Source organism: Streptodolium elevatio (assembly GCF_040649515.1).
Taxonomy (GTDB): Bacteria; Actinomycetota; Actinomycetes; order Streptomycetales; family Streptomycetaceae; genus Yinghuangia; species Yinghuangia elevatio.
Window position 1 is genome coordinate 26,341 of record NZ_JBEZFP010000036.1, and the last position, 22,820, is coordinate 49,160.

Consider the following 22,820-nt stretch of genomic DNA (forward strand, 5'->3'; position numbering starts at 1 on the left):
GTCCGTTGGCGCCGGTCAGAGTGTGGTGAAGACGCTGTCGCGGGCGACGTCCAGGGCCGCGTGCACGGCCCCGGAGAGCACGGGGTTGCCCGGCACTTCGCCGAGCACGAGGCGCGGGCGCGGGATCGCGAGGCCGTGCAGCTGGTCCGTGACGCGGGAGAGCAGCTGCGGCCCGCCGCGCAGCGGGATCGCCCCGGAGAGCACGACGAGCGCGGGGTCGAGCACCGCCACGATCGAGGCGAGGCCGACCGCGAGCCGGGTCGCCAGTTCGTCGAGGAACGCGCACGCCCGGGCCGACTCTCCGGCCTCGCAGGCCCGTTCCGGCCGTTCCGTGGGATCCGGCAGGTCCGTCCCGTCGGGCCTGTCCGCCTCGACGTGCGCGACGGCCCGGGCGACGGCCGCGTCCGCGCCGCGCCCCTCGATGCCGTGCGCCCGGGCGAGCGCCAGCACCGCGGGCGCGCCCGCGAGTTGTTGGAACCCGCCGGTGTTGCTGCGGCCGATGTTGCGGGTGACCGGCGCGCCGGGCAGGGGCATGTAGCCGACCTCGCCCGCGCCGCCGGTGAACCCGCGGTGCAGGCGGCCGCCCAGCACGATGGCACAGCCGATGCCCTCGTCGACCCACAGCAGCACGAAGTCCTCGGCGTCGAGGGCGGCGCCGGCGCGCTGTTCGGCAAGGGCGGCCAGGTTGACGTCGTTCTCCACGTCGACGGTCGCGCTCAGGGATTCACGGATGGCGTCGAGGACACCGGGGGCGTGCCAGCCGGGCAGATGGCGGGCGTACCGGAAGCGTCCGGTCCCCGGATCGAACGCGCCGGGCAGGCCGAGGACGACGTGGGTCAGGTCCTCCGGAGCCAGGCCGGCCCGGGCGGCGGCGGTGGCCACCGCTTCGCGGACACGCTCCGGGACGCGGGCGGGGGAGCGGCGCGGCGTCGCGAGCCGGTGCTCCGCGATGACGCGGCCGGCCAGGTCGGCGACGGCGACGTCGATGCGGGACGGGGTGATGTCGAGACCGGCGACGTGGGCCGCGGCGGGGTTGATCTCGTACAGCCGCGCCGCGGGCCCGGGCCGGCCGTCGTCGTCGGTGCCGACCGCGATGACGAGGCCCGCCTGTTCGAGGCGGGCGAGCAGCAGTGAGGCGGTCGGCTTGGAGAGCCCGGTCAGGGTACCGATCTGGCCGCGCGAGAGGCGCCCGTGGCGCAGCAGGAGGTCGAGGGCGGCCCGGTCGTTGATCGCGCGCATGAGGCTGGGCCGGCCGGCCTTGCCGGTGTCCATGCGACCTCCCCGTCCGCCCTGTGAAATCTGTCAGTTAGGTTTCCTGACAACCAATGACCAGGAAAATAGGACCGGTCGGGGAGGCGTGTCAACGCTTTGGCGCGCACGGGTTCCTGACGCGGACTTCCGTGCCACGACGACAAGTTCGAGGGGCTCAGCGGATGATGTCGGAGTCGAGGGCGACACGCAGCGCACGAACCGCGTAGTGGACACGTGACTTCACGGTCCCGACCGGCACACCCAGCGATGCCGCGACCTCGCCCACGCTGCGGTCACGGAGCACCGTCTCGACGACCGCGTACCGCTGCGGCGCGGAGAGCCGCGCCAACACCTGCGCCGCGGCCAGGCTGCTCAGCAGGCGATCCACATCGTCGTCCGCGGGCATGAACTCGAGCGGTTCCGGGCTGACTTCCTGCGGTCGCGCGCGACGTGCCCGCTGTTCGTCGATGACGATGCGCCGGGCCACCGTGGCCAGCCACGGCATCAGCGAAGGCGCTCCCGGGTCGAGCCGTTCCGCGTTGCGCCAGGCCCGGAGCATCGTCTCCTGCACGACGTCCTCCGCCCAATGCCGGTCCCCGCCGGTGAGGTTCACGCAGAACGACAACAAGGGTGCCCGGTAGTCGCGGTACAGCCGTGCCACGGCGTCCGCATCCGGCGAGGCCGCGTCGCGAGCGGGCATCTCGTCCAACCCGGCCCCGCCCCGTCTCTTCGCCGATCTTCTCTGGCGCGGGACCTTAGCCACGGGCGAGGAATGCGAGTGTCTGATCTGCGCGTGATTTGAGGTTTCCGCCGAGTGACGCCGACAGGCCGCCCGCTTGACGATCGCGTTGAACTGGTCGGAGAAGCCGTTGATGCCCTCGACGTTCTTCCGGAGCACCGTGTTCGCCTCGCGACCGCCGCGGTGAGTGAGCACCCAACCGCGGTCACGGCTAGAGCGAACCCGGAGTGGGTCGTTGCCAATTCGAGGGAAACCTCAAATCGCGCCCAGATGAAGCGTTTGCGCAACGTCGCGTCGCTACGTTTCGCCCAGAAGTGCCGCCGAGGCGAGGGGACGGGCGACATGACGCAAAGACGGAAGCATGCGCGTCGGCGCGACGCCGCCGCGATCGTGGAGTCGTTGTACAGCGAGTACCGGGCGCCGCTGCTGGCCTTCTGCCTCAACCTGACCGGCGGGGACCGGCATTGGGCCGAGGACGTGATGCAGGAGACCATGGTCCGGGCGTGGCGGCATGCCGACGACCTGGACCCCGAGGCACCGTCGATGATGCCGTGGCTCGCCACGGTGGCCCGCAGGCTGGTGATCGACGATCTTCGGGCCCGCAGCGTACGACCGCAGGAAGTCAGCCAGGACCCACTGGAGTTCCTGCCCGGCCGAGACCACATCGATGCGATGCTCCGCCGCATGGTGGTCACCGACGCGGTCCGAGAACTGCCCCCGCCGCAGCGCGAGGCGGTCGTCGAGACGATGCTGCGCGACCGCAGCGTGGGCGACGCGGCGCTCTACCTGAATGTCCCGGTGGGGACGGTGAAGTCCCGCGTCCACTACGCCTTCCGAACCCTGAGGGTGTCACTCGCCGAGCCGATGGCGAGCTGACACGGACGGCGAAGGAGCGCTGAATCGTGCACGCCAAGATCGACCGCAACGCCGAACACGCCGGTGGGCTGCGTGTTTCCCCCGAGTTGCGGTCCTGCGGGATTGCCGCCGCACAGGGCGCGAAAGACGGTGCATGGGGCATGCTGACTAGCGCCGCGCGCGCCGGTCGCGCCGGTGCGCGGCCAACCTGGGGACCGGAGATTCTCCGAAGAGGGGAGCTACCCGCGGCATGAGGAATACCGACCCGTTCGACTTCTTCCAGAAGCACCGCGACATCATCTTCCGGTGGTCGGCCATCCTGGGCATCGCCCTGGTGGTGTTCCTCATCGTGCGCTTCTTCGCCATGCGCCTCGGCGGCTGGCGGGCCGCGTGGCGTCGGTTGTGCCGCGAAGTAGCGCTCACCGCGTACGCTTTCAGTGCCCCCGTGCGGTCGTGGATCCGCCACCGGCAGTCGGCGCGGCGGCTCGTGCTCGCCCTCGGCGCGCACGCGACCTGGCGCGACGCCGAACAGGCCCTGAAGGACGCCCGGTCGGCCGCCGCACCCGCCCAGCCGTACGCCGTGTACGTCGACGCGGCCTCGGTCACCGTGCTGTTCGCCGCTCGCGACATGCCCCCGGCATCGGGCATATGGCAGACCGACCAGGAGGACCCCGCGGCATGGACCGCGCCGCGGACGGCACTGCCGCCCGTCACCGCGGACGCGGGGGGAGTACGACCGATTGTCGTCGCGCTGGGGGAGGCCGGGCAAAGCTGCGTTTTCCTCGACCTGGCGATCGGCCCACCGACCGTGGCGGTGGAGGGCGAACAGCGCTCCCGCAACGCGCTGTTCCAGGCCGTCGCCGCACAGGTCGACGCCCGCCTGCCCGCTCCGCAGGCCGTCATCGCGGAAGGCGTGCACGCCGACTTCGCCGGTGAGCCGGTGCGGGCCGCGTACCGCACCGCACTTGCGACCCCGCCCCGACTCGGCATACCGGCGTTCCTGATCACCGCCGCCCTGCCCGACCCGCTTCCCCCGGAACTCGCCGAACCGCCCCGCGAGGTACCGGAGATGCGGATCCTGCTGCGCGGTCCGGGGCGCGGGTACGTGCGGACGCTGCTGACCGACAGGCACGGTCGCGCCGCCGTGCCCGGAACTCCGCTGCTGGTCACATGCCATGCGCTCGGCGCCGCACTCGCCAAGGTGCTGCCCCACATCCCGCCGGTGCTCCCTCCCGCGCCGGACCCGAACGCCGACCTGGGGATCGCGGGCGCCGACCTCTTCGAGGAGGCGGTGGCGACGGCACGCACCGAGGCGCCGGACGCGGCGGGTGCGGCACCCGCGGTCGCCGACCTCTTCGAGGAGACGTACGAGATCGGCCAGACCGCAGAAGGCCCGGAGGTCGTGGTCACCGCGACCGCTACCCGGGAACTCTTCGAGGAGGCGGGCGAAGCGGCGGGCACGCGGACCGGGGAAGAGTACGTGCGCCTCGCCGACGTGTGGGAACCCACCGAAGCCGCGGCGCCGGCCCTGACCATGGCAGCGGACTACCCGCCGCCGACCGGGGACCCGGTCGACTTCCTTCCACCGCCCAGCGGAATGCCGTTCGCGTCGTTCCCGCCACCAGGGGAGTACAGCTCCGGACCTGGCCCTGGCCCTGGCCCCGGGGTCGGGGCCGCCGCCGAGTCCGAGTCCGAGTCCGAACCCGAACCCGAACCCGAACCCGAGGCCCGGCCCGAGCCGGAGCGCGCACGGGAGCCCGCGTCCCGCCCCACTCCCCGCGCACCGGACGACGAGGAAGAGGAGTCCCCGCCTCCCGCCGTGTCGGCCGCCGACCTGGCTCCGGAACCGTCGAACGGCTCCTCCGGCGCCCGGTCGCGCTCATCCGCCGGCCCCGGCGCCGGATCCCCGCGACCGTGACCGGCCGCCCGGCACCGCGTACTCCGCGGAGTCCCACGTCCGCCGAGATCCCCCGCCCCGAGCATGCGCGCCCCGAGCACCCCCGCCCCTCCGAGCGACGAGTTGGACGCCCGTGAACCTCGCCGTCACCACCTCCGACCCGCACGGCAAACGCGCCGACCACCTGCTGGACATCCCCGACGGCGCCACCGTGGCCGACCTCGGCGCGGTGCTCGGGTCGTCCGACCTGTTCCTCGGCGCCCGCCCGCTCAACCCGGACCAGCGCGTCGCCGCCAGCGGGATACGCGCCGGCGCCCTCATCGGACTCGGCGGCCCGGTGCCCACTGCTTCCGCGACCCGGGCGTGGCGACCACCCGCCGGGGACCCCGCCCTCGTCTCGGTCCGCCACGTTTCCGGTCCCGATGCCGGCCGAGTGTGGCTGCTCGGCCCGGGCCGCCACGAGGTGGGTACGGACCGGGCGTGCGCGCTGCGGCTGGCGGGCGGCGGCGCCCCCGCCCAAGGCACCTGGATCACCGTCGGGGCGAACGGCGACGTCACCGTGCGCCTGGCCGACGATGCCGACCCCGAGACGTGCGGCCTGCGCAGCCTCACGCCGCCGCCCCCGGTCGACCCGGTGACGGGCACCCCGCTCACCCTGGAGGAACCCGCCGGCCTCACGGACGGCGGCCCCGGCGGCCACTCCGTCGAACCCCCGGAGCCCGGGCCCGACGGGCTGCCGGTCGAACCCCCGCTGCCGCCGGTCGGCCAACTGCCGCCGCCCGACGACGGCTCGCTGGACTGGCCGACGTACGCCGACCTGTCGCTCGGCGACCATCTGCTGCGCATCGGCTCGCCGACCGAGGCCCAGGCCGCGGTACGCCCGTCCGCCGACGGCCTCGGCATCGAGTACAACCGCCCGCCGCGCATCGCCCCGCACCTCGACACCGAGTCCATCCGGATGATGGGGCCGCCCACCGACAACACCAAGCGGCCCTTCCCGTTCCTGATGGTCATATTCCCGATGCTGATGGGCCTCGCCATGATGGCGCTGTTCCGCAGCCTGTTCTTCGTCGTGTTCCTGCTCTTCACACCGATCATGGCGCTCGGCAACTGGATCTCCGGCCGGCGCTCCGGCCGCAAGCAGTACGAGGAGTCCCTGCGCGTCTACCGCGTCCGGCGCAGCATGCTCGAACTGGAGATGCGCCGCGCCACCGTCGACGAACGCGGGCTGCGCAACACCACCTTCCCCGACCCCGCGGCACTCCTGATCACCGCGACCGGGCCCGGACTCGGCCTGTGGCAACGCCGCCGCCGCGACCCCGACCACCTCACGATCCGGCTGGGCACCCTCACCCGGGCGTCCCTCAAGCGCATCGACGACCAGGCCCGCGAGACCCACTACCGGCAGGTCAACTGGCGGCTCGCCGACGTGTCGTTCGGCGTCGAACTCGCCGACTTCGGCCTCGTCGGCATCGCCGGCCCCGGCGGCGTCCCGCGCCGCGTCGCGTGCTGGGCGGTCGCCCAGACCGCCGTCCTGCACAGCCCGCGCGACGTGCGCATCGTGATCCTCACCGAGGACGAGCACGCCGAGGACTGGGCGTGGGTGCGCTGGCTCCCGCACCTGCGGCCCGGCCGCCACGAGGCGGCACTCGTCGCCATCGGCACCGACCCGGAGAGCACCGCGCACCGCGTCAACGAACTCATCGCCGACATCCAGGCGCGCACCGACTCGTCGGCGTCCGCACTCGGCAAAACCTTGCAGCGCGAACCCGACGTCCTGGTGATCCTGGACGGCGCCCGCCGCCTGCGCGACGTGCCCGGCGTCGTCGACGTGCTCACCAACGGGCCCGGCGTACGCGTGTTCAGCCTCTGCCTCGACGAGCGCGAGCACCTGCTGCCCGAGGAGTGCCACGTCGTGGTCACCGCGTCGGGCAACCGCCTCGCCGTCAAGGTCTCGCACGCGCCGGAGGTGCACGACGTACGCGCCGACCTCGTCGACCAGGCCTGGTGCGACGAGATCGCCCGCGCCGTCGCGCCGCTGCGCGACGTGACCGTGGAGTCCGACGCCGGGCTGCCGGCCGAGGTGGCCCTGCTGCCCGCCATCGGCCAGGAACCACCGGACCCCGACGCGCTGGTGCAGCTGTGGCAGCGCCGCCCCGCCTCCACCGCCTTCGTGCTCGGCAGCGGCTACGAGGGCACGCTGCGCCTGGACCTGGTGCGCGACGGCCCGCACGGACTCATCGGCGGTACCACCGGCTCCGGCAAGTCCGAACTGCTCCAGACGATGATCGCCTCCCTCGCCGCGGTCAACCGGCCCGACGAGCTCACCTTCGTCCTGGTCGACTACAAGGGCGGCAGCGCCTTCCGCGAGTGCGCCGAACTGCCGCACACCCTCGGCATGATCACCGACCTCGACGGCCACCTCGTCAAACGGGCGCTCGCCTCACTCGACGCGGAACTGCGGCGCCGCGAGACCGTGTTGAACGAGGTCGAGGCCAAGGACCACACCGAGTACCGCGCCAAGCGCGTACGCGACTCCGCCCTGCCACCGCTGCCGCGACTCATCCTGGTGATCGACGAGTTCGCCACCCTCGTTCGCGAACAACCCGAATTCGTCCCGGGGTTGATCAGCCTCGCACAACGTGGCCGGTCGCTCGGCCTGCACCTGCTGCTGGCCACCCAGCGGCCCGGCGGCTCGGTCAGCAACGAGATCAAGGCCAACACCAACCTGCGCATCGCGCTCCGGGTGACCGACCGCTCGGAGAGCCAGGACATCATCAACAGCGTCGAGGCGGCCGGCATCTCGCCCAACAACCCCGGCCGGGCCCTGGTGCGCCGCGGCGAGGCCCCGCCCACACCGTTCCAGACCGCGTACGTCGGCAGCGAACGCCCCGGCCTGATCCCGGCCGCCCCGCCCGGCGCCGAGACCGTCGCCCAGCCGGTGCGCGGCATCGAGATCGAGTGGCAGCGCCTCGGCAGGCCCCTCGACTTCGCCGAACACGACCTCGACAACCTCGACGCGGACGCGGCCGCCGCGGCGTTCACCACCGAGCAGCCCCCGACCGACCTGCGGGCGCTGGTCGACGCGATCCGCGAGGCTGCTGACCGGCTGCCGGACTACCGCGAACAGCCCAGCCCGTGGCTGCCGCCGCTGGACGGGCGCATGCGCCTCGACGACCTGCCGCCGATCCCGGACCCCGAGCCGGGCGCGTTGCCGATGGTGCCGTACGCGCTGCTCGACGTCCCGCAGTTGCAGAGCCGACGGCTGGCCACCATCGACTTCGCGACGTTCGGCCACCTCTACGTCATCGGCGCGCCGCGCTCCGGCCGCACCCAGACGCTGCGCACCGTCGCCGGTGCCGCGGCCCTCACGATCCCGTGCTCGGACCTGCACATCTACGCGATCGACGCGGCGGGCGGTGGCTTGGCGGTGCTGGAGACGCTGCCGCACTGCGGCGCCGTGGTCTCACGGCACGACGCCGAGCGCATGGAACGCCTCATCAACCGCCTGGTCCGCGAACTCACCGCCCGGCAGCGGCTGATCGCGCATCACGACTGCGCCGACATCACCGAACTGCGGGCCAAGGTGTCCAAGGACCGGCGCCCGGCACACCTGCTGTTCATGATGGACGGCTGGGACGCGCTCAGCACCATGCTCGACGACTACGACGGCGGCCGGCTGTACGCGGACATCGTCCGTCTGCTGCGCGAGGGTCAGGGGGCCGGCATCCACGTGATCGCCACCTCGGAGCGACTGCTCCTGGGCGGGCGCCTGTCGGCGCACAACGACCGCAAGTTGCTGCTGCGGCAGTCGGATCCGAGCGACTTCACCCTCATCGGCATCCCGCGCAACAGCGTCCCGACGAACGTTCCGCCCGGCCGCGGTTGGCTCGCGCCCGGTGCCATCGAGGCGCAGATCGCGTTGCTGCCGTCGGTCACGGACGCGGCGGCGAACCCGGACACCGCCGGGGACCGCTCCGGCGCCGACCAGAGCGACCAGGCCGAGGCGATGCGCGACCTGGCCCGCCGGGCCACCATCCGGGACACCAACGTCCCGGTGGCGCGAAGGCCGTTCCGCGTCAACGAGATGCCGGCGCTCCTCGGCTTCCAGGAGGCGCACGACCGCGTACCGCCGCAGCAGCGCAGGCCGCTGTGGGCGCTGTTGGGCGTCGGCGGCGACGCGGTCGAGCCGATCGGCTGCGACTTCGCCGCGGGCGGCGGTTCGTTCATGGTCGCCGGCCCGCCCCGCAGCGGGCGGACCACCACGCTCGCCGCGATGTCGGTCTCGCTGCTGATGGGCGGCACCCAGTTGATCGTCGTCACACCGCGCGACTCGCAACTGCGCAAGCTCGCGGCACACAACCTCGCCACGGTGCTCGCCGACCCCGATCCGTCCCCGGACCTGCTGATCGCGGCCATGGCGGAGGCGGACGGCAAGCCGCTCGTTATCGTGGTCGACGACGCCGACATGATGCTCAACTGCGCGGCGGACAGCGTGTTGCGGCAGGTCGCGACGTCCGGCCGCGACCACGGCCGAGGACTGCTGCTGGCCGGGCTCGCGGAGTCGATGAGCGCTCTCGGCTGGGTGGGCATGGCCCGTCGGTCGCGGCAGGGTGTCCTGCTGGGGCCGAAGACCATCGCCGAAGGGGACCTCATCGGGGCGCGCCTGTCGGGCGACCAGATGCGTACGCAATTGGCGCCGGGCCGGGCGTGGACCGCGGGCGACGCCGGGGCGGCGATCGCGGTGCAGATCCCGCTCACGGTCCTGGACGGCTGAGCGCCGGTAGGCCGACCGAAACGCCGGAAGTCGCACCGGACGACACGCCGGAACGCGGCCGGAATGGACCCCGGAGATCACGCCGGAAGGTCCGCCGACCCACACGCCGGAGCGGGTGCCGCGCCCGAATCCGAAGGACCTCGCGGGACTTCGGGTTCGGCGCGGCACCCGCTCCGCGGTTCGCCCGCCGTGACCGGGCCGCGTGCCGACGCCACCGGCCGTCGGACTACTAGGAATTGCTGTCCTGGAACTCCGCCTTCATCTTCTCGATGGCGCTGCGGATCTCGTTCATGAGCTTGGTGTCCGATTCGCCGAGCGAGGTGGCGATCTGGTTGAAGTTCTCGGCGTACGAGGCGATGTTCGCGGCCGAGGTCTTCATCTGGCTGCTGAACGTGTCGTACGCCTCCTTGAGCGCGGGGCTGGCCTTCTCGAAGACCAGACCGTCCTGGAGCAGGCCGCTGACCGTGGTCTCCAGCTCACCGAGTTCGTTGGAGATGTCGCTCAGCTTGGTGCCCATGGTCTTGGCGGTGTTGGCGATTTCGTCGAAGTCGATGTTGACGTCGGCCATGAGGCCCTCCTCCGGAGAAGTGACGGTCGGGATCGCGGGAGTTCGAGGTGCCGGCCGGTCCGGTGACCGGCCGGGCCGTCACTGCGCGGAGTTGACCTTGTCGGCGATTTCCTTGTCCATGTCCTGCACGGACTGCATGATCTGGCGGAACTGCGTCGCGTAGCCCTTGATGCTGTCGGTGGCGGCGGTGAGAGCGGTGTTGAACTTCTCGTACTGCGTCATGAGCGCCGGACTGGCCTTCGTCAGCACGAGGTTCGTGGTGAGCAGCGTGTCGACCTCGGCCTTCGCCTCGTTCATCCGCGGCACGAGGGTGTGGTCCACACTGTTGTCCAGAACGTTGGACACCCGGGTGATCTCGGCGTAGGTGAGCTTGATGTTCGCGGGCATGCGCGGGTCCCTTCGTCGTTCGGATTCGTGGTTCAGACGCCGACCGAGGCGGTCCAATCGGGATCGTCGTCCTCTGCGTACGCGGGATCCGGGATCCATTTGTCCTTCGGACCGTTGCGTATGTAGTGCTCGGTCTTGTCGCCGCCGGTGACGGTCATCTTCCCGGTGCCGTCCTGGTTGATCACGACCTCGGACGTGCTCGACGTACCGTCCCCGAATGTGGTGGTGATCGTGTAGTCGCGGACGTCGTACCGGTCCTTGCTTCCCCCGCCGGGCGGGTCGACCCATTCCGGCGCACCCTTGTACGTCGTGGTGGTCTCGAACTTCTGCCCCTGGGGATTGGTGATCGACTGCGTCTCCTTGATGATGTTGTTGTCCTTGTCGAGCTCCACCTTGACGTCGATCGTGCCGTTCTTGTCCTGGTAGTGCCACGAAGTCGGCGGCTTGTCGGGCGGTTTCGGCGGCGCGTCGCCGGGTTTCGGCGGTGCGCTGTCCTCACCCTTCGCCGTCCACGCGGCACACCAGGAGGGGGCGTTGTCCGCATGACAGGTGCCGCGAATCGTCGCGTCGGGGTGGTCGCGGAAGTAGTCGGTGGCACCGATCTCGGCCAAATAGGCGTCCCAGGCGGCCTTGTCCGCGGCCCAGGCGTCGTACGCGGCCTTCTGGTTCTTCCATTGGTCCAGTTTGAGACTGGAGGTCAGCAGCCCAGCGGCGCCGGAGATCTGCGAGTCGGCGTCGAAGAACACGTCGGACACCGCCTTGAAGGTGTCCGCGAGTTCGGTGAGTCCGTCCTTGGCCTGCGAGGTGCGGGTCTTGGAGTGGTGGAAGAAGCTGTTGAACGAGTACGACAGCCCGGCGGTGCCCAGGCAGGCCCGCCGTTCGCTCGCCACGGCGTCGCCCAGTTCCCTGAAGGCGTTCGTCGTGCCGGAGTCGTCGGCCTGCTGGGCGAGCGCCCGCAACTTGCTCTGGATGTCGTACAGGTTGCTGTAGTCGATCGAGAAGTCGGCCACACGGTCCTCCTGATGACTCACCGCGCTCGACGCGAACGGCCTCCGGTTTTGTACGTGGCGGAACGGTCAAAGGTTCAACTGACGCTTCCGGACGATAGATTGAACCTTCTGATCGAACGGTGCGTACAGAAGGTCACGGTAGCCCCGACTGCGACCAAGGGGGACGTTCGATGGCTCGACCGGCGGACTGGAGCGCCCTCGGCCTCTCGAGCGATCCGACCCCCGGCGACCCCGACCGCATCGACCGGGTGATCGCCGCCGAGCTGGTGTACATCAACCTCGCAACGACCATCGACAGCGGCCTGACCGAGGTCAAGAACACCTCCAGCGCCATCTTCGTCGGCAAGACCGCGGACGCCCTGCGCGGCGTCATCGACGGCCGGCTGCGCGACTACATCTCGACCTACAAGAAAGCGCACGAGGACGTACGCGGCGCCCTGGTCACCTACGTCGCGGCCATGCGCGAGCAGCAGGCACGCGCGGACGCCGCGCTCACCGCGGCGCAGGCGCTGGCCGAGGACGACGACACGGGCCGCGAGGCGCAGAAGACCATCGCCGAGAACGCGAAGGAGGCCTTGGAGAACGCCTCCACCGCGGCGGAGGGGGTGATCGACACCGCCGCCGAGTCGATCGCCTCCCCGGTCGACGAGTGCGAGGAGTTCTGGAAGGCGCTCACCTGGATCGCCATCATCCTCATCGTGCCCGCGATCATCTTCGGCGGCCCGATCGCCCTCCTGGCGATCGGGCTGAACGTCGCCCTGCTGATCAAGACGGCGATCGACTTCGCGCACGGCAACGCCGGCGTCACGGAACTGGTCCTGGCGGTGCTGGGCGTGATCGCCCCCACCACCAAGGGACTTCACCTCGGAAACCTGTGGAACGTCATCAAGACCCTCACCGGCCGGGGCATCATCGGTACGAAGAACCTGTTCCTGGGCGGCGCCAACTCGCTCGGCCTGTTCGTCCGCACCGGACTCGGGATCGACAACGTGGTCGGTGCCGCCGGTTCCTGGATCAAGGGCGGGATCCAGGGGCTCAAACTGGGGCCGGTCTTCACCACGATTCCCGAACTCGCCCGCTTCGGCGGCACCTTCAACGGGATCCGCTTCTTCCCGCTCGGCGCCGAGCTGACCGTGATCAACCTGGCCGGTGCCAAGATGTTCTTCGGGCTGCGCAGCATCGCCACCGCCATCAACGCCGTCAAGGGCCTGGGCGGCATGGTCGTCAACGGGCTGAGCGGCGCCAAGAGCCTGCGGCTGTTCCTGCCGGTGGCGGCCGACGAGATGGGGAAGGGCCTCGGGCTCGCCTTCCGGATCGGCTTCATCGACCGCGGCATCTTCGGGATGTACCGCTACGGCGCGTTCGCCAACGGCCAGTTCCTCGGCGCCGGTTCGAAGATCTCCGGCGGCGTCGGAGCCGGCCTGGGCGCCTTCGGCCCGGGCAACGAACTCGCGAACCTGGGCAAGATCAACGTCGAGGGCATGGGCGCGGTCCACCTGGGCTCGTTCAACAGCTCGTTCGGGATCCCACCGATGAACAACCAGTTCACCAACGCCTTCAGCGACTTCAGCACGGTGAACATCCCCAACCTCGGCGCCTTCAACGGCGGGTTCAACCTCGGCAACTTCCCACCGCTGGGCACCCACCTCGGCAACGCGGGCAACCTCGGCGCCGTGGTGCCGTTCAGCTCCTTCGGGGCGAAGTTCGCCGACATGCCGATGCTGAGCCTGAACAACCTCGGCCTGACCAACATCGCGGGCAGTCTCGGCTCGACGCCCTCGGTCAACGGACTCGGCGCCGGGGGACTGGGCGCCCTCCCCGCCACCCTCGGCCACATCAGCATCCCCAACCTGAACACCGTGACGCACGGCGTGAACAAGGTCGACCTCAGCATGCCGGCGTCCCCGCACCTGATCACGGACATGCCGTCGACCGGTGCCATCAGCCCCGCCAACATCGAGGCGCTGCACGGGGTCAACCTGCCGCAGCTCGGCAACATCGGGACGCCGCAGCTGTCCACGACGGCGATGCCGCACATGAACCTGCCCGACGTCCAGGCCACCCCCGTCGCCAACCTGAACGGATCGCTCACCCCGTCACTCGGCCACAACGCGGGCGGCGTCCAGACACCCGCGCTCGGCAGCATCCAACTGCCCGCCGTCGACGCCAGGCTGGTCGACGTACCGTCGCTGACCACCAACAACCTCGGCGGCCCGGCCAATTTGGGACTGGGCGACAACGCGACGGTCAACGTCAACGGCATCACCGCAATGCCGGTCAACTCGCACGTCGCCATGCCGGACGTCGGCGCGCTCCCCGGCGTCGGCCACACCGTCACCCCGAACCTGGGCGCCGTCGGCACCCCGGGGCAGGTCCCCACCCCGGGCATCACCGCGCTGGGCAACGTCGTGCACGTCAACGCCGCGAGCCACAGCGTCGTACCGCACTCCCCGAGCGCGAACATCGAGACCCCGAACGCGGGCGGCATCCACGGCGCCGGCGGCCTGGACACCGCCGACCTCAGCGCGCACACCCCGGCCGCGCACGGGAACGGCGACACGACGGTCGTCGGACTCGGCGGCCGTACCGGCGACGTCGACATCACCGCCAACACGCACATCGACGTGCAGGGCAGCCAGGTGATGTTCGGCAACGTGTCCACCAGCGCGGCGGACCCCGGCGCCCGCAACCTCCAGGTGTTCGCGCTGACCCACATCGAGTACGACCTCGCGCACACCTTCGACAGCATCCCCGGCCTCGCGGGCGTCGAAGTCCGGGTCTTTCCGAGCATGCACAACGGCCAGACCCTGGACGTCGACATCCAGCCGGTGAGCGTCCGCACCGACGTCACCGCGACCCCCATGACCGTCGGGGACCGGCACATCCTGCGCATCGAACAGGCCCTGGGCAACGGTTCCGTGCACCGCTGGGACTTCGAACTCAACGCGCAGAACAACCACCAGCTGCTCAAGGACGAGATCGTCGACGGCCAGGGGACCGGCCCGGTCTCCGGGCCGGACAACGAGTCGGCCCTCACCCACATCCCGGGCCTGGACCGGGACCCGCTGCTCAGCCACTACGACGAGCTGTACGAACTCACCACCCCCGCGCCGGGAAGCACGAACGTCACGGTGCACATGATGGCCGCGGGCAACGTACCCCCACCGCCCCCGCCGCCCACCCCGCACTTCGTCAACCTGCCCAACCTGCCCGGCGGCCGGATGGAGGTCCTGGTCGCGCACGACGGCGGCATCGCGGGCATCCGGTCCGTCGGCGTCTCGGGCGCGCCACCGGCGCCGAACCTCAACACCCGGCACTTCACCGGCCCCGGCGGCAACGTCGTACAGGTCGACCAAACCGTGGTCGCGAACGTCGAGATCCGCCGCTGGAACATCACCATGGGCGCGGCCGGCGGGCAGATCACCGACATCCAGCGGATCTTCCGGCTGAACGGCGGCCCGCACAACGGGTCGATCGTCACCGTGGACGTCAACGCGCACGACGTGCCCACCGGCGTCCGGCACACCGCCGGCGGCACCCCCGTGCCGCACCCCGGCGGGCGGGCGGTCGACTTCGACACGGCCGGCATCGTGGTGCCCAGCCCGACCGGGTTCCACCTGTACGACACGGGGACGGGCCTGCCCTCCGGCACCGGCCTGCAACTGGTCGACAGCGCCGGCCACGGAACGCCGCTGCACATCCTGACCCCGACCGGCGGCGGCGCCTCGACCGTCGTGAGCGCCAACGCGGTGCACAACCTCGGCACGGTCACCACGCCCGCCAGCACCAACGGCCAGTTCCACGTCGTCCCGAACGGCACCGGCCCGACCGTCCGCGTGTTCGACTCGACCGGACACTTCTCGCACAACTCCCTGCCGCTGACGAACCTCGACGGGCTGGGTGTGCCGGGCGGCCACATCCGCGACCCGCACGGGGCCAACCCGCAATTGGCCGGCCGCGACGGCACGCCCGTCCCCGTCACCTCGGTCACGCCGCAGCTCCACAACGACTTCCGGATCCAGCATGCGGGCGGCCAGTTCCACGTCGACGCGGCGGGCAACCGCCTGCACGACGTCGTCCCGCTCAACGGCGGCAACGGCGCCGGCCAATACGTCTTCACACCCGCCGCCGGGGGCGACCCGCTGCCCGCCACGCGCGACTTCCAGGGCAACACGACCGGCCCCACGGTCGCCCGCGTCGACAACACCTTCCACGTCAACACCGGCCAGCCGAACAACGTGCTGGACGTCCACACCCCGAACGGCGCGTTCTCCCACCAGGCCGTGCCGATCACCGGTGGCGGTGGGGCACCCGGCGGCTTCATCCGGCTGCCGGACGCCGCCAACCCGGCACCGCTGCTCACGCGCGGCAACGGCAACGCGATTCCGCACACGACGGTCACGCCGCAGACCGGCGGCGGCTACCTGGTGCAACACCCCGGCGGCAACATCGTGGTGACCAGCGGCGGCGTACGCACCCACGACGTCACGGTGCCGATCGGCCGCAACGGCACACCGGTCGGGTACGTGCACACGCCGGTCGGCCCGGCCGCCGTCCCGAACGCGAACCCGACGGACGTCCGGGGCAACGTCAACGGCAACCTCACCGTCGGCACCGTCACCACAGACATCAGGCTCACCCGCGCCGACGGCTCCTACACGCAACACGCGCCAGGCGGGGGCTTCCGGTTCGAAGCCGTCCGGATCCAGGCCGGCCCCTTCGCCGGGGACTTCATTCGCGTGGACGCCACCTCCGTACGCATGGGCAGCGGCCCCAACCTCACGAACATCCGCAACTCGACGGCCGTCGAACAGATCGGCATGCCGGGCGGCGGTTTCCGCGTCGAACGCGGCGCCGCCGGCCACATGGTCGTCAACCCGAACGGCATGCCCCACTTCGACGTCACCGGACTGCGCGGCGCCGACGGTCGACCGATCAACCAGTTCGTGTTCACCACGTCCGCACACGCCCCCGTCGGCACCGCCGTCCAACCGGCCTCGCTGCACGGACCGAACGGCGCCCCGCTCGGGGCCGTCAACTTCGCCGTGCGGCCGGACGGCTCGTTCCAGCTCACCACCGCGGCACACATATCCGTCCACGCGGCCGACGGGGCGTTCGACTTCCGGGTGCTGCGCCTCACCGACGGCGTCGGCGCGCATCTGGGCCAGAACATCCGCGTCCACCCCGGCGGGCTCCACCAACTGGTGGACGGGAACTTCACCGCGGTGCCGCACACGACCATCAGCTCGCGGCCCGGGGGCGGCCACCACATCCAAGGCCAGAACGGTGAGTTCCGGCTCTTCAACGGGGCCGGGCAACTGGACTTCCAGGCCACGTCCGTCGGGGTTCCGAACACCCACCTCGGCGTCACCAACGGGGCCGGCGTCCACCAGTTCACGATCATCCGGCTGTCCGACGGGCAGATCAACAACCCGGCGCAGATACAGTTCATCGACAACGCCGCCGGCGGGCTGCGGGCCCTCGACGGCAACCTCAACGTGCTGCCGAACCCGGTCACGCTGCGGCCCGGCGGCGGATACCAGATCGACGGCGTCGGCCTCCAGGCAGGCGAGTTCCGCCGGTTCGACGGCGCCGGACGCCTGGAGATGCAGCGCGTGAACATCTTCCGCGGCGACGGGCAGCTCAACCCCAGCCGGTACTTCGAGATCAACCATCCGGCCGGCGGCTCCGCCACCTGGACCATGGTCAAGCTGGACATGATGGGCCAGCCGATCGCCCGGGTCGGGGCGTCCAAGTGGTTCGAGGGCGGCGCGGTGGACATGGCCGGCTCGGGCGCGGGCCGGGTCCACCTGGTCAGCCACACCGGCACCACGGTGTTCGAACGCCGCCTCCTGCCCGGCAACGGCTTCCTCGACGCGCACCACTCCACCGGATCACTGGGCGAGTTCTCGCACGTGAACCAGCGCGGCACGTGGACGCAGTTCGGCGCGAACGGCAACCTCGTGGCGTTCGGCACCCGCCACTGGGGCGAGAGCACCCGCAGCTACTTCGACGTGCGCAGCTTCATGGGGACGCCGATCCGCGTCCGGCACTTCCAGGCGAGCGCCGACGGCGGCCACGTGCTGGCCAACCTGAACCACCACCCCTTCACCCAGAGCCTCGCCGACAGCCAATGGGTGCGGTTCGACGCCGACTTCCAGCCGATCGCCACCGGCAACCGCGCCTGGGGAGGCGGCGGCCCCGGCCGCGGCTTCACCGACACCATGCACCACCCGGTCACCGGCACCATCGTCAAGGTCCAGGAGAAGTTCGGCCGCTTCCAGACGAGCCTGCACGGCTTCCGCCGGTTCGACCAGATCGAGATGGGCGCCGACGGCATACCCAAGCGGTCTTTCGTCTCCCGCCACCCGGACGGCAACGTGAACGGGTTCGGCAAGACGCTGGCGAACGGGGACTTCCTGGTCTTCCAGCGATTCGCCGAGCAGCGCCCACCCGTGGCGTTCCGCAACCTGTTCAGCTCCGACTTGCGCAACACCGACCTGTCCCGGGTGCCGTGGCTCCGGGACAGCACCTTCCGCGTCGGAACCTGGGTCCAGGAGACCGCGGGCGGCGGCAGCCTCAGGGGATCCCACTTCATCGCCAACAACAAGGCGACGTTCGACGTCGCGAGCACCGGCGACATCGTCCGCGAGACCCGCAACCTGTCCATCGGCCGCACGCTCACGGTCGGCGACGTGCTGCCGCCGATCAACACCACCACCGGCGTGCGGGCCAACCCGGTGGCCAACCACCTGCCGTGGTCCGAGGGAGACGGCGGCCTCTCGGGCCACCGCCTCACCGCCGGACCCTTCACCAACGTCCCGGGCATGGGCACCAGGACGATCGCCTGGCAGGACCGGTACACCACCAACCTGGGCGACGGCGACTGGTACACCCCGAACGCCGGCAAGCAGTGGCACGTCATCCGCACCGGCTTCACCGACGGCACGTACCTCGACTTCCGGCCCACCCCCCAGGTCCGTCCGGACGGCACCGCGGGCAACTCCCTTGCGCAGTACCGCGGTACGGTCAACATGAACAGCGGCAACTGGACGATGTACAACCCGCACGGCGTCGTCGTGGCGCGTACCGACCAGTTCCCCAACCCCACCGGCGCCGGAACCATCGACGTGATCGGCCGGATGGGCCCCAACCCGAAGACGTTCACCTGGCATGTCGGCGGCAACAGCGGGGTCCGCACCACCGCGTTCGAACGACAGATCACCCCATGGCACTGGGACCGCGAGTCGTTCCAGGACTTCGACGGCGGACGCCTCATCCGCGACCACCGGCAACTCGGCGGCGGCTCCGTGTTCGCGTGGCGCGGCAACGTCACCCCCGCCGGCGCCGAGACCTGGCACTGGAACAAGGTCGACGCGCACGGCAACATCCTGGACTTCGGCGGCAACGTCAACAACCGGGTGCGGCACTGGTTCGACGCGAACGGCACCCAGCTCACCCGCTGGGAGCCCGGCGCCCGGTGGTCCGACCAACTCGCCAACCTCGGCAACCGGGTCATCCAGGAGATCCCGGCGCCCAAGCCGCCGGCCGGATCGATCCAGGCGTGGTTCACCGACAAGCCGTTCCGCGTCCGCGAGTACGGCGTCGACGTCAACTCCACCAACAGCCCGTTCAACCCGCACGTCTGGCAGGAATCCGACCAGGGCATCATCTCCCGCCAGAAGTTCCAACTCCCGGACGGCACCTTCCTGGAGACGGACGCCTTCAACAAGCAGGCCCGCCGCTACGACGTGAACGGCATCACGCCGATCAACGACCGTCCGATCAGCGGCTACATCTCCGAGTACAACGCGGACGGCTCCTCGTTCCACATCGGCCGCGAGACCCACTTCACCGGCGTCCTGAACGAATACCGCGGCCTCAACCGGACCTTCCGCGAGATCAACCGCTGGGAGTTCGGCCCGTCGATCGGCGGCGAGGCGGTGGACACTCCGTTCGCACTGAGGGCGTTCCAGTCCCTCGGCATCGACATGGCCCACGAGGTCGTACTCGACTTCGTCGTCAACCTCGCCGTCACCGCGGCGGTCAAGGTCATGACCGGCACGGCCTGGGAGGCGACGGACTTCGCACGCGCCGCCTACGGAGCCGTGCTGAGCGCGCTCAACAAGGGCGTGATCAGCGGGGCGCACATGGTCGCGAACCGCGGGGGCTGGAAGGTGTACTTCTCCAACATCGACTACGGCCAGCCCGGCAGCTGGCGGCCCAACGACGACAGCTGGAACACCGAGTGGGGCGCCACCGAACGCCCGACGCGCTGGCGCGGCGGCACCTACGAGTTCGGCCTCGGCCTCGGCACCGGCATGATCGCCAACTTCGTCAGCGGGTCCTCGCAGGCCGCGATCTTCGGCGGACGCGCTCTGGACGGCAGCCTCGTCCGGTTCACCCCCGGCGGCGCCGCGTACCTCGGCCTCAGCTCGACCGCAAGCGGCGTCCTCAACGGCATCTCGATCGGCGCGTTGCGCGCCCTGGTCCAGCACAGCATCGGCAGCCGGGTCGTCCACCGGCAGGGCCTCGGTGACATCTTCGTCGTCGGCGGGATCGGCAAGCTCGCCGAGAAACTCTTCAACCTGCGCCTGATCACACCGGCCGTACGGGACTGGATGAACGCGTCCGACGACGTGTTCATCATCCCGACAGGAGATCTCTGATGGGTATACCGGAGGTAGTCCGTGTCGCCCCCAAAGGCCGGGGCACGCACCGCACCATCGCGGCCGCCCTGGCCGCGGCGCCGGCCGGTGCGGAGATCGCCGTCGCACCCGGCGAGTACACCGAGAACCTGCGCCTGGCACGACGCGTGGTGCTGCGCCCGGAGGAGGGCGCGGGACAGGTCGTCGTACGCGCGTCCTCCGGTGTCACCCTCACCGTCGCCGCCCCGGACTGCCTGGTGCGCGGTCTCCACCTGCGCGGCGCCGAACCGGGGGAGCCGGTCGTCTGCGTCGAGGACGCGGCCGGCCTCACCGTCGGCTCCTGCACGGTCGAGCACGGCCGCGTCGACGTGCTCGGCTCCGGCAACGCGGCCGGCCGCGCCCGCAACGCCGAACTCACCCCGGACGACGACCTGGCCGCCGACCTCGCCGACCCGACCTGCGGCGGCGTCCTGGTGGTCCGTGGCTCGCGGCTGCACGGAGCCCGGCACGCCGCGGTCGTCCTGCACGGCGACGCCCGGGCCCGGCTCGAGGAGACGACCGTCGAGACGGTCGACGGCATCGGCGTGGTCCTGTCCGGCCATGCCGTGCTGCTCGCCGACCACGTGCGGCTGCGCGACGCGTCCGGGTCGGGGCTGCGGGTACGCGGCGACGCCCGGCTGCTGGCGCGCGACACCGTGCTGATCGCGGTCGGGCGCAACGGAGTGCTCGCGGAGGACCGCGCCGACGTGGTGATGGAGGACTGCCGCATCCTGGAACCCGGCCGCAGCGGCGTACAGGCCGGCCACGAGGCCCGCGTCCGTCTCCTGGACTGCCGCATCGCCGGCGCCAAGGGCAGTGCGCTGGCCGCCGACGACACCGCGCAACTGACCGTGCACGGCTGCCGCGTGGTCGCTCCGGCCGGCAACGGCGTCGTGGCCCTGGGCGACGCGAAGGTGACCCTGGCGTCGACGACACTCGCGCGCAGCGGCTTCACCGCGGTCCACGTCGGCGGTCGCGCGGCGGCCGAACTGGCCGGCTGCCGCATCGACGGCAGCGCCGAACACGCGGTCGCCCTTGTGGACAAGGCACACGCCGCGATCCGGGAGACGACGTTGGCCGACGCCCGCATGTGCGGGGTGCACGTCGCCGACGACGCCTCGGTGTCGATGCGCGCCGGACGCGTCCAGGGCGGCGAGACCGGGGTACGCCTGCGCTCCTCCGCGGAGTCCGAACTGCGCGAATGCGTGGTGACCGGGCAGCGCAAGACAGGCGTCGAGGTGGGCGGCAAGGGCCTGGCCACCTTGCACGCCACCCGGGTCGCCGAGACCGGTACCGCGGGCATCGTCGTCGACAACGGCGCACGGATGCACATGGACGGCGGCGGGATCTTCGCGGTGGTCGGCAGCGGGATGGTGGTGGGGCAGGGCGCCGAACCGCTCGTCCGCGGCGCCCGCGTCGAGGGGGCCGGCAAGAACGGCATCCTGCTCGGCCCGGGCGCGAGCGGGGTGTTCGAGCACGTCGACGTCGCCTCCTGCGCGTACCCCGCACTGCACGTGGGACGCGACGCCGCTCCGCGCTTCCACGGCTGCCGGGTCTTCGACTGCGCGCAGGACGTCGGATACGCCGAGGACGCGCAACCCGTCTTCGAGGAGTGCGTCTCCATCCGCGTCGCCTCCGCCTCGCTGCCCACCGCCGCCGACCGCGCGCCGCATGCCCCGCACCCGCCGCCGAAGCAGCCGACCGGGCCCCGCGGCGCCACCCCCGCCCCGGCCGGCACGGCGCCGCCGGCCGCCGCACCCCTCCTGGTCGACCTGTCGGACCTGGGCGAGCCCCCGCCCCAGCCGGAGACGCTGGAGGACCTGCTCGCCGAACTCGGTGAACTCGTCGGACTGGACGGCGTCAAGCGCGACGTCGGCGGCATGGTCAAGCTCATGCAGACGGTCCGCATGCGCCAGGAGGCCGGGCTGCCCGCACCGCCGCTCAGCCGCCACCTGGTCTTCGCGGGCAACCCCGGCACCGGCAAGACCACGGTGGCCCGGCTGTACGGCCGGTTGCTCAAGGCGCTGGGCCTGCTGGAGCGCGGACACCTGGTCGAGGTCGACCGCAGCGCGCTGGTCGGCGAGTACGTCGGCCACACCGGGCCGAAGACGATGGAGTCCTTCAACCGGGCGCGCGGCGGCGTGCTGTTCATCGACGAGGCGTACGCGCTCGTGCCGGCGGGAGTCGCGAACGACTTCGGCGGCGAGGCCATCGCGACCCTGGTCAAGCTCATGGAGGACCACCGCGACGAGGTGGTCGTCATCGCGGCCGGCTACCCCGGCGACATGGAGCGGTTCATCACCTCCAACCCGGGCCTGTCCTCGCGCTTCACCCGGACGCTGCTGTTCGAGGACTACTCCGCCGAGGACCTGGTGCGCATCGTCGAGCACCAGGCGTCGCGCCACCGCTACGACCTGAGCGGACCGGCCCGCAAGGTGCTCGCCGAACTGTTCTCGGCGATGCCGCGCAACGCGCAGTTCGGCAACGGCCGTACCGCCCGGCAGGTGTTCCAGCAGATGACGGAGCGCCAGGCCATGCGTATGGCCGAGATCGACGCTCCGGACGAGCGGCAGCTCGTGGTCCTGGACGAACTGGACATCCCGCGGCTGGTCGGCGCCGACTGACGGCTCCCGCCCACCGGCCGCCGCT

Annotated in this window: 10 protein-coding genes; 5 read left to right on the forward strand and 5 right to left on the reverse strand. The window is 71.2% G+C overall.

Going from position 1 to position 22,820, the window contains the following annotated elements; all coding sequences use genetic code 11:
* Positions 1–15: 15 nt before the first annotated feature.
* The gene (locus AB0C36_RS16320) at positions 16–1,272 is read right to left on the reverse strand and encodes an ROK family transcriptional regulator (RefSeq protein ID WP_358354334.1); all 1,257 of its coding nucleotides are present in this window, start codon (positions 1,270–1,272) and stop codon (positions 16–18) included.
* A 154-nt stretch (positions 1,273–1,426) separates the two neighbouring features.
* Entirely contained in the window at positions 1,427–1,951 is a 525-nt protein-coding gene (locus AB0C36_RS16325; protein ID WP_358354337.1) for a sigma-70 family RNA polymerase sigma factor, read from the reverse strand.
* A 381-nt stretch (positions 1,952–2,332) separates the two neighbouring features.
* On the opposite strand from AB0C36_RS16325, the gene AB0C36_RS16330 reads away from it, so the two are divergent.
* From AB0C36_RS16330 to AB0C36_RS16340, 3 genes are all read left to right on the forward strand, one after another.
* Positions 2,333–2,866, forward strand: coding sequence for a sigma-70 family RNA polymerase sigma factor (locus tag AB0C36_RS16330; protein ID WP_358354340.1), 534 nt, complete (start codon positions 2,333–2,335; stop codon positions 2,864–2,866).
* Between the two features lie 229 nt (positions 2,867–3,095).
* On the forward strand, positions 3,096–4,763 hold the full coding sequence (locus AB0C36_RS16335; RefSeq protein WP_358354343.1) for a hypothetical protein: 1,668 nt from the start codon (positions 3,096–3,098) through the stop codon (positions 4,761–4,763).
* 112 nt (positions 4,764–4,875) lie between these two features.
* On the forward strand, positions 4,876–9,519 hold the full coding sequence (locus AB0C36_RS16340) for an FtsK/SpoIIIE domain-containing protein (RefSeq protein ID WP_358354346.1): 4,644 nt from the start codon (positions 4,876–4,878) through the stop codon (positions 9,517–9,519).
* 229 nt (positions 9,520–9,748) lie between these two features.
* On the opposite strand, the gene AB0C36_RS16345 is transcribed toward AB0C36_RS16340, so the two are convergent.
* The 3 genes from AB0C36_RS16345 to AB0C36_RS16355 form a co-directional block, all read right to left on the reverse strand.
* Entirely contained in the window at positions 9,749–10,087 is a 339-nt protein-coding gene (locus AB0C36_RS16345) for a WXG100 family type VII secretion target (RefSeq protein ID WP_358354349.1), read from the reverse strand.
* A gap of 78 nt (positions 10,088–10,165) precedes the next feature.
* The gene (locus tag AB0C36_RS16350; protein ID WP_358354351.1) at positions 10,166–10,474 is read right to left on the reverse strand and encodes a hypothetical protein; all 309 of its coding nucleotides are present in this window, start codon (positions 10,472–10,474) and stop codon (positions 10,166–10,168) included.
* Between the two features lie 32 nt (positions 10,475–10,506).
* Positions 10,507–11,484, reverse strand: a complete 978-nt coding sequence (locus tag AB0C36_RS16355; RefSeq protein ID WP_358354353.1) for a serine/arginine repetitive matrix protein 2 — start codon at positions 11,482–11,484, stop codon at positions 10,507–10,509.
* 170 nt (positions 11,485–11,654) lie between these two features.
* On the opposite strand from AB0C36_RS16355, the gene AB0C36_RS16360 reads away from it, so the two are divergent.
* Together AB0C36_RS16360 and AB0C36_RS16365 are read left to right on the forward strand one after the other, a co-directional pair.
* Positions 11,655–20,153 (forward strand): hypothetical protein, encoded by an 8,499-nt coding sequence (locus AB0C36_RS16360; protein WP_358354356.1) that lies wholly within the window; start codon positions 11,655–11,657, stop codon positions 20,151–20,153.
* The gene (locus AB0C36_RS16365; RefSeq protein WP_358354359.1) at positions 20,153–22,795 is read left to right on the forward strand and encodes a right-handed parallel beta-helix repeat-containing protein; all 2,643 of its coding nucleotides are present in this window, start codon (positions 20,153–20,155) and stop codon (positions 22,793–22,795) included. The genes AB0C36_RS16360 and AB0C36_RS16365 overlap by 1 nt, the downstream gene beginning before the upstream one ends.
* The last annotated feature ends 25 nt before the right edge of the window (positions 22,796–22,820 follow it).

Excerpts from the sequence above, each read along its gene's own strand:
- AB0C36_RS16330 (WP_358354340.1), top strand. The coding sequence starts at position 2,333 with ATGACGCAAAGACGGAAGCATGCGCGTCGGCGCGACGCCGCCGCGATC.
- AB0C36_RS16365 (WP_358354359.1), top strand. The coding sequence starts at position 20,153 with ATGGGTATACCGGAGGTAGTCCGTGTCGCCCCCAAAGGCCGGGGCACG.
- AB0C36_RS16345 (WP_358354349.1), bottom strand. The coding sequence starts at position 10,087 with ATGGCCGACGTCAACATCGACTTCGACGAAATCGCCAACACCGCCAAG.
- AB0C36_RS16350 (WP_358354351.1), bottom strand. The coding sequence starts at position 10,474 with ATGCCCGCGAACATCAAGCTCACCTACGCCGAGATCACCCGGGTGTCC.
- AB0C36_RS16320 (WP_358354334.1), bottom strand. The coding sequence starts at position 1,272 with ATGGACACCGGCAAGGCCGGCCGGCCCAGCCTCATGCGCGCGATCAAC.
- AB0C36_RS16360 (WP_358354356.1), top strand. The coding sequence starts at position 11,655 with ATGGCTCGACCGGCGGACTGGAGCGCCCTCGGCCTCTCGAGCGATCCG.
- AB0C36_RS16325 (WP_358354337.1), bottom strand. The coding sequence starts at position 1,951 with ATGCCCGCTCGCGACGCGGCCTCGCCGGATGCGGACGCCGTGGCACGG.
- AB0C36_RS16335 (WP_358354343.1), top strand. The coding sequence starts at position 3,096 with ATGAGGAATACCGACCCGTTCGACTTCTTCCAGAAGCACCGCGACATC.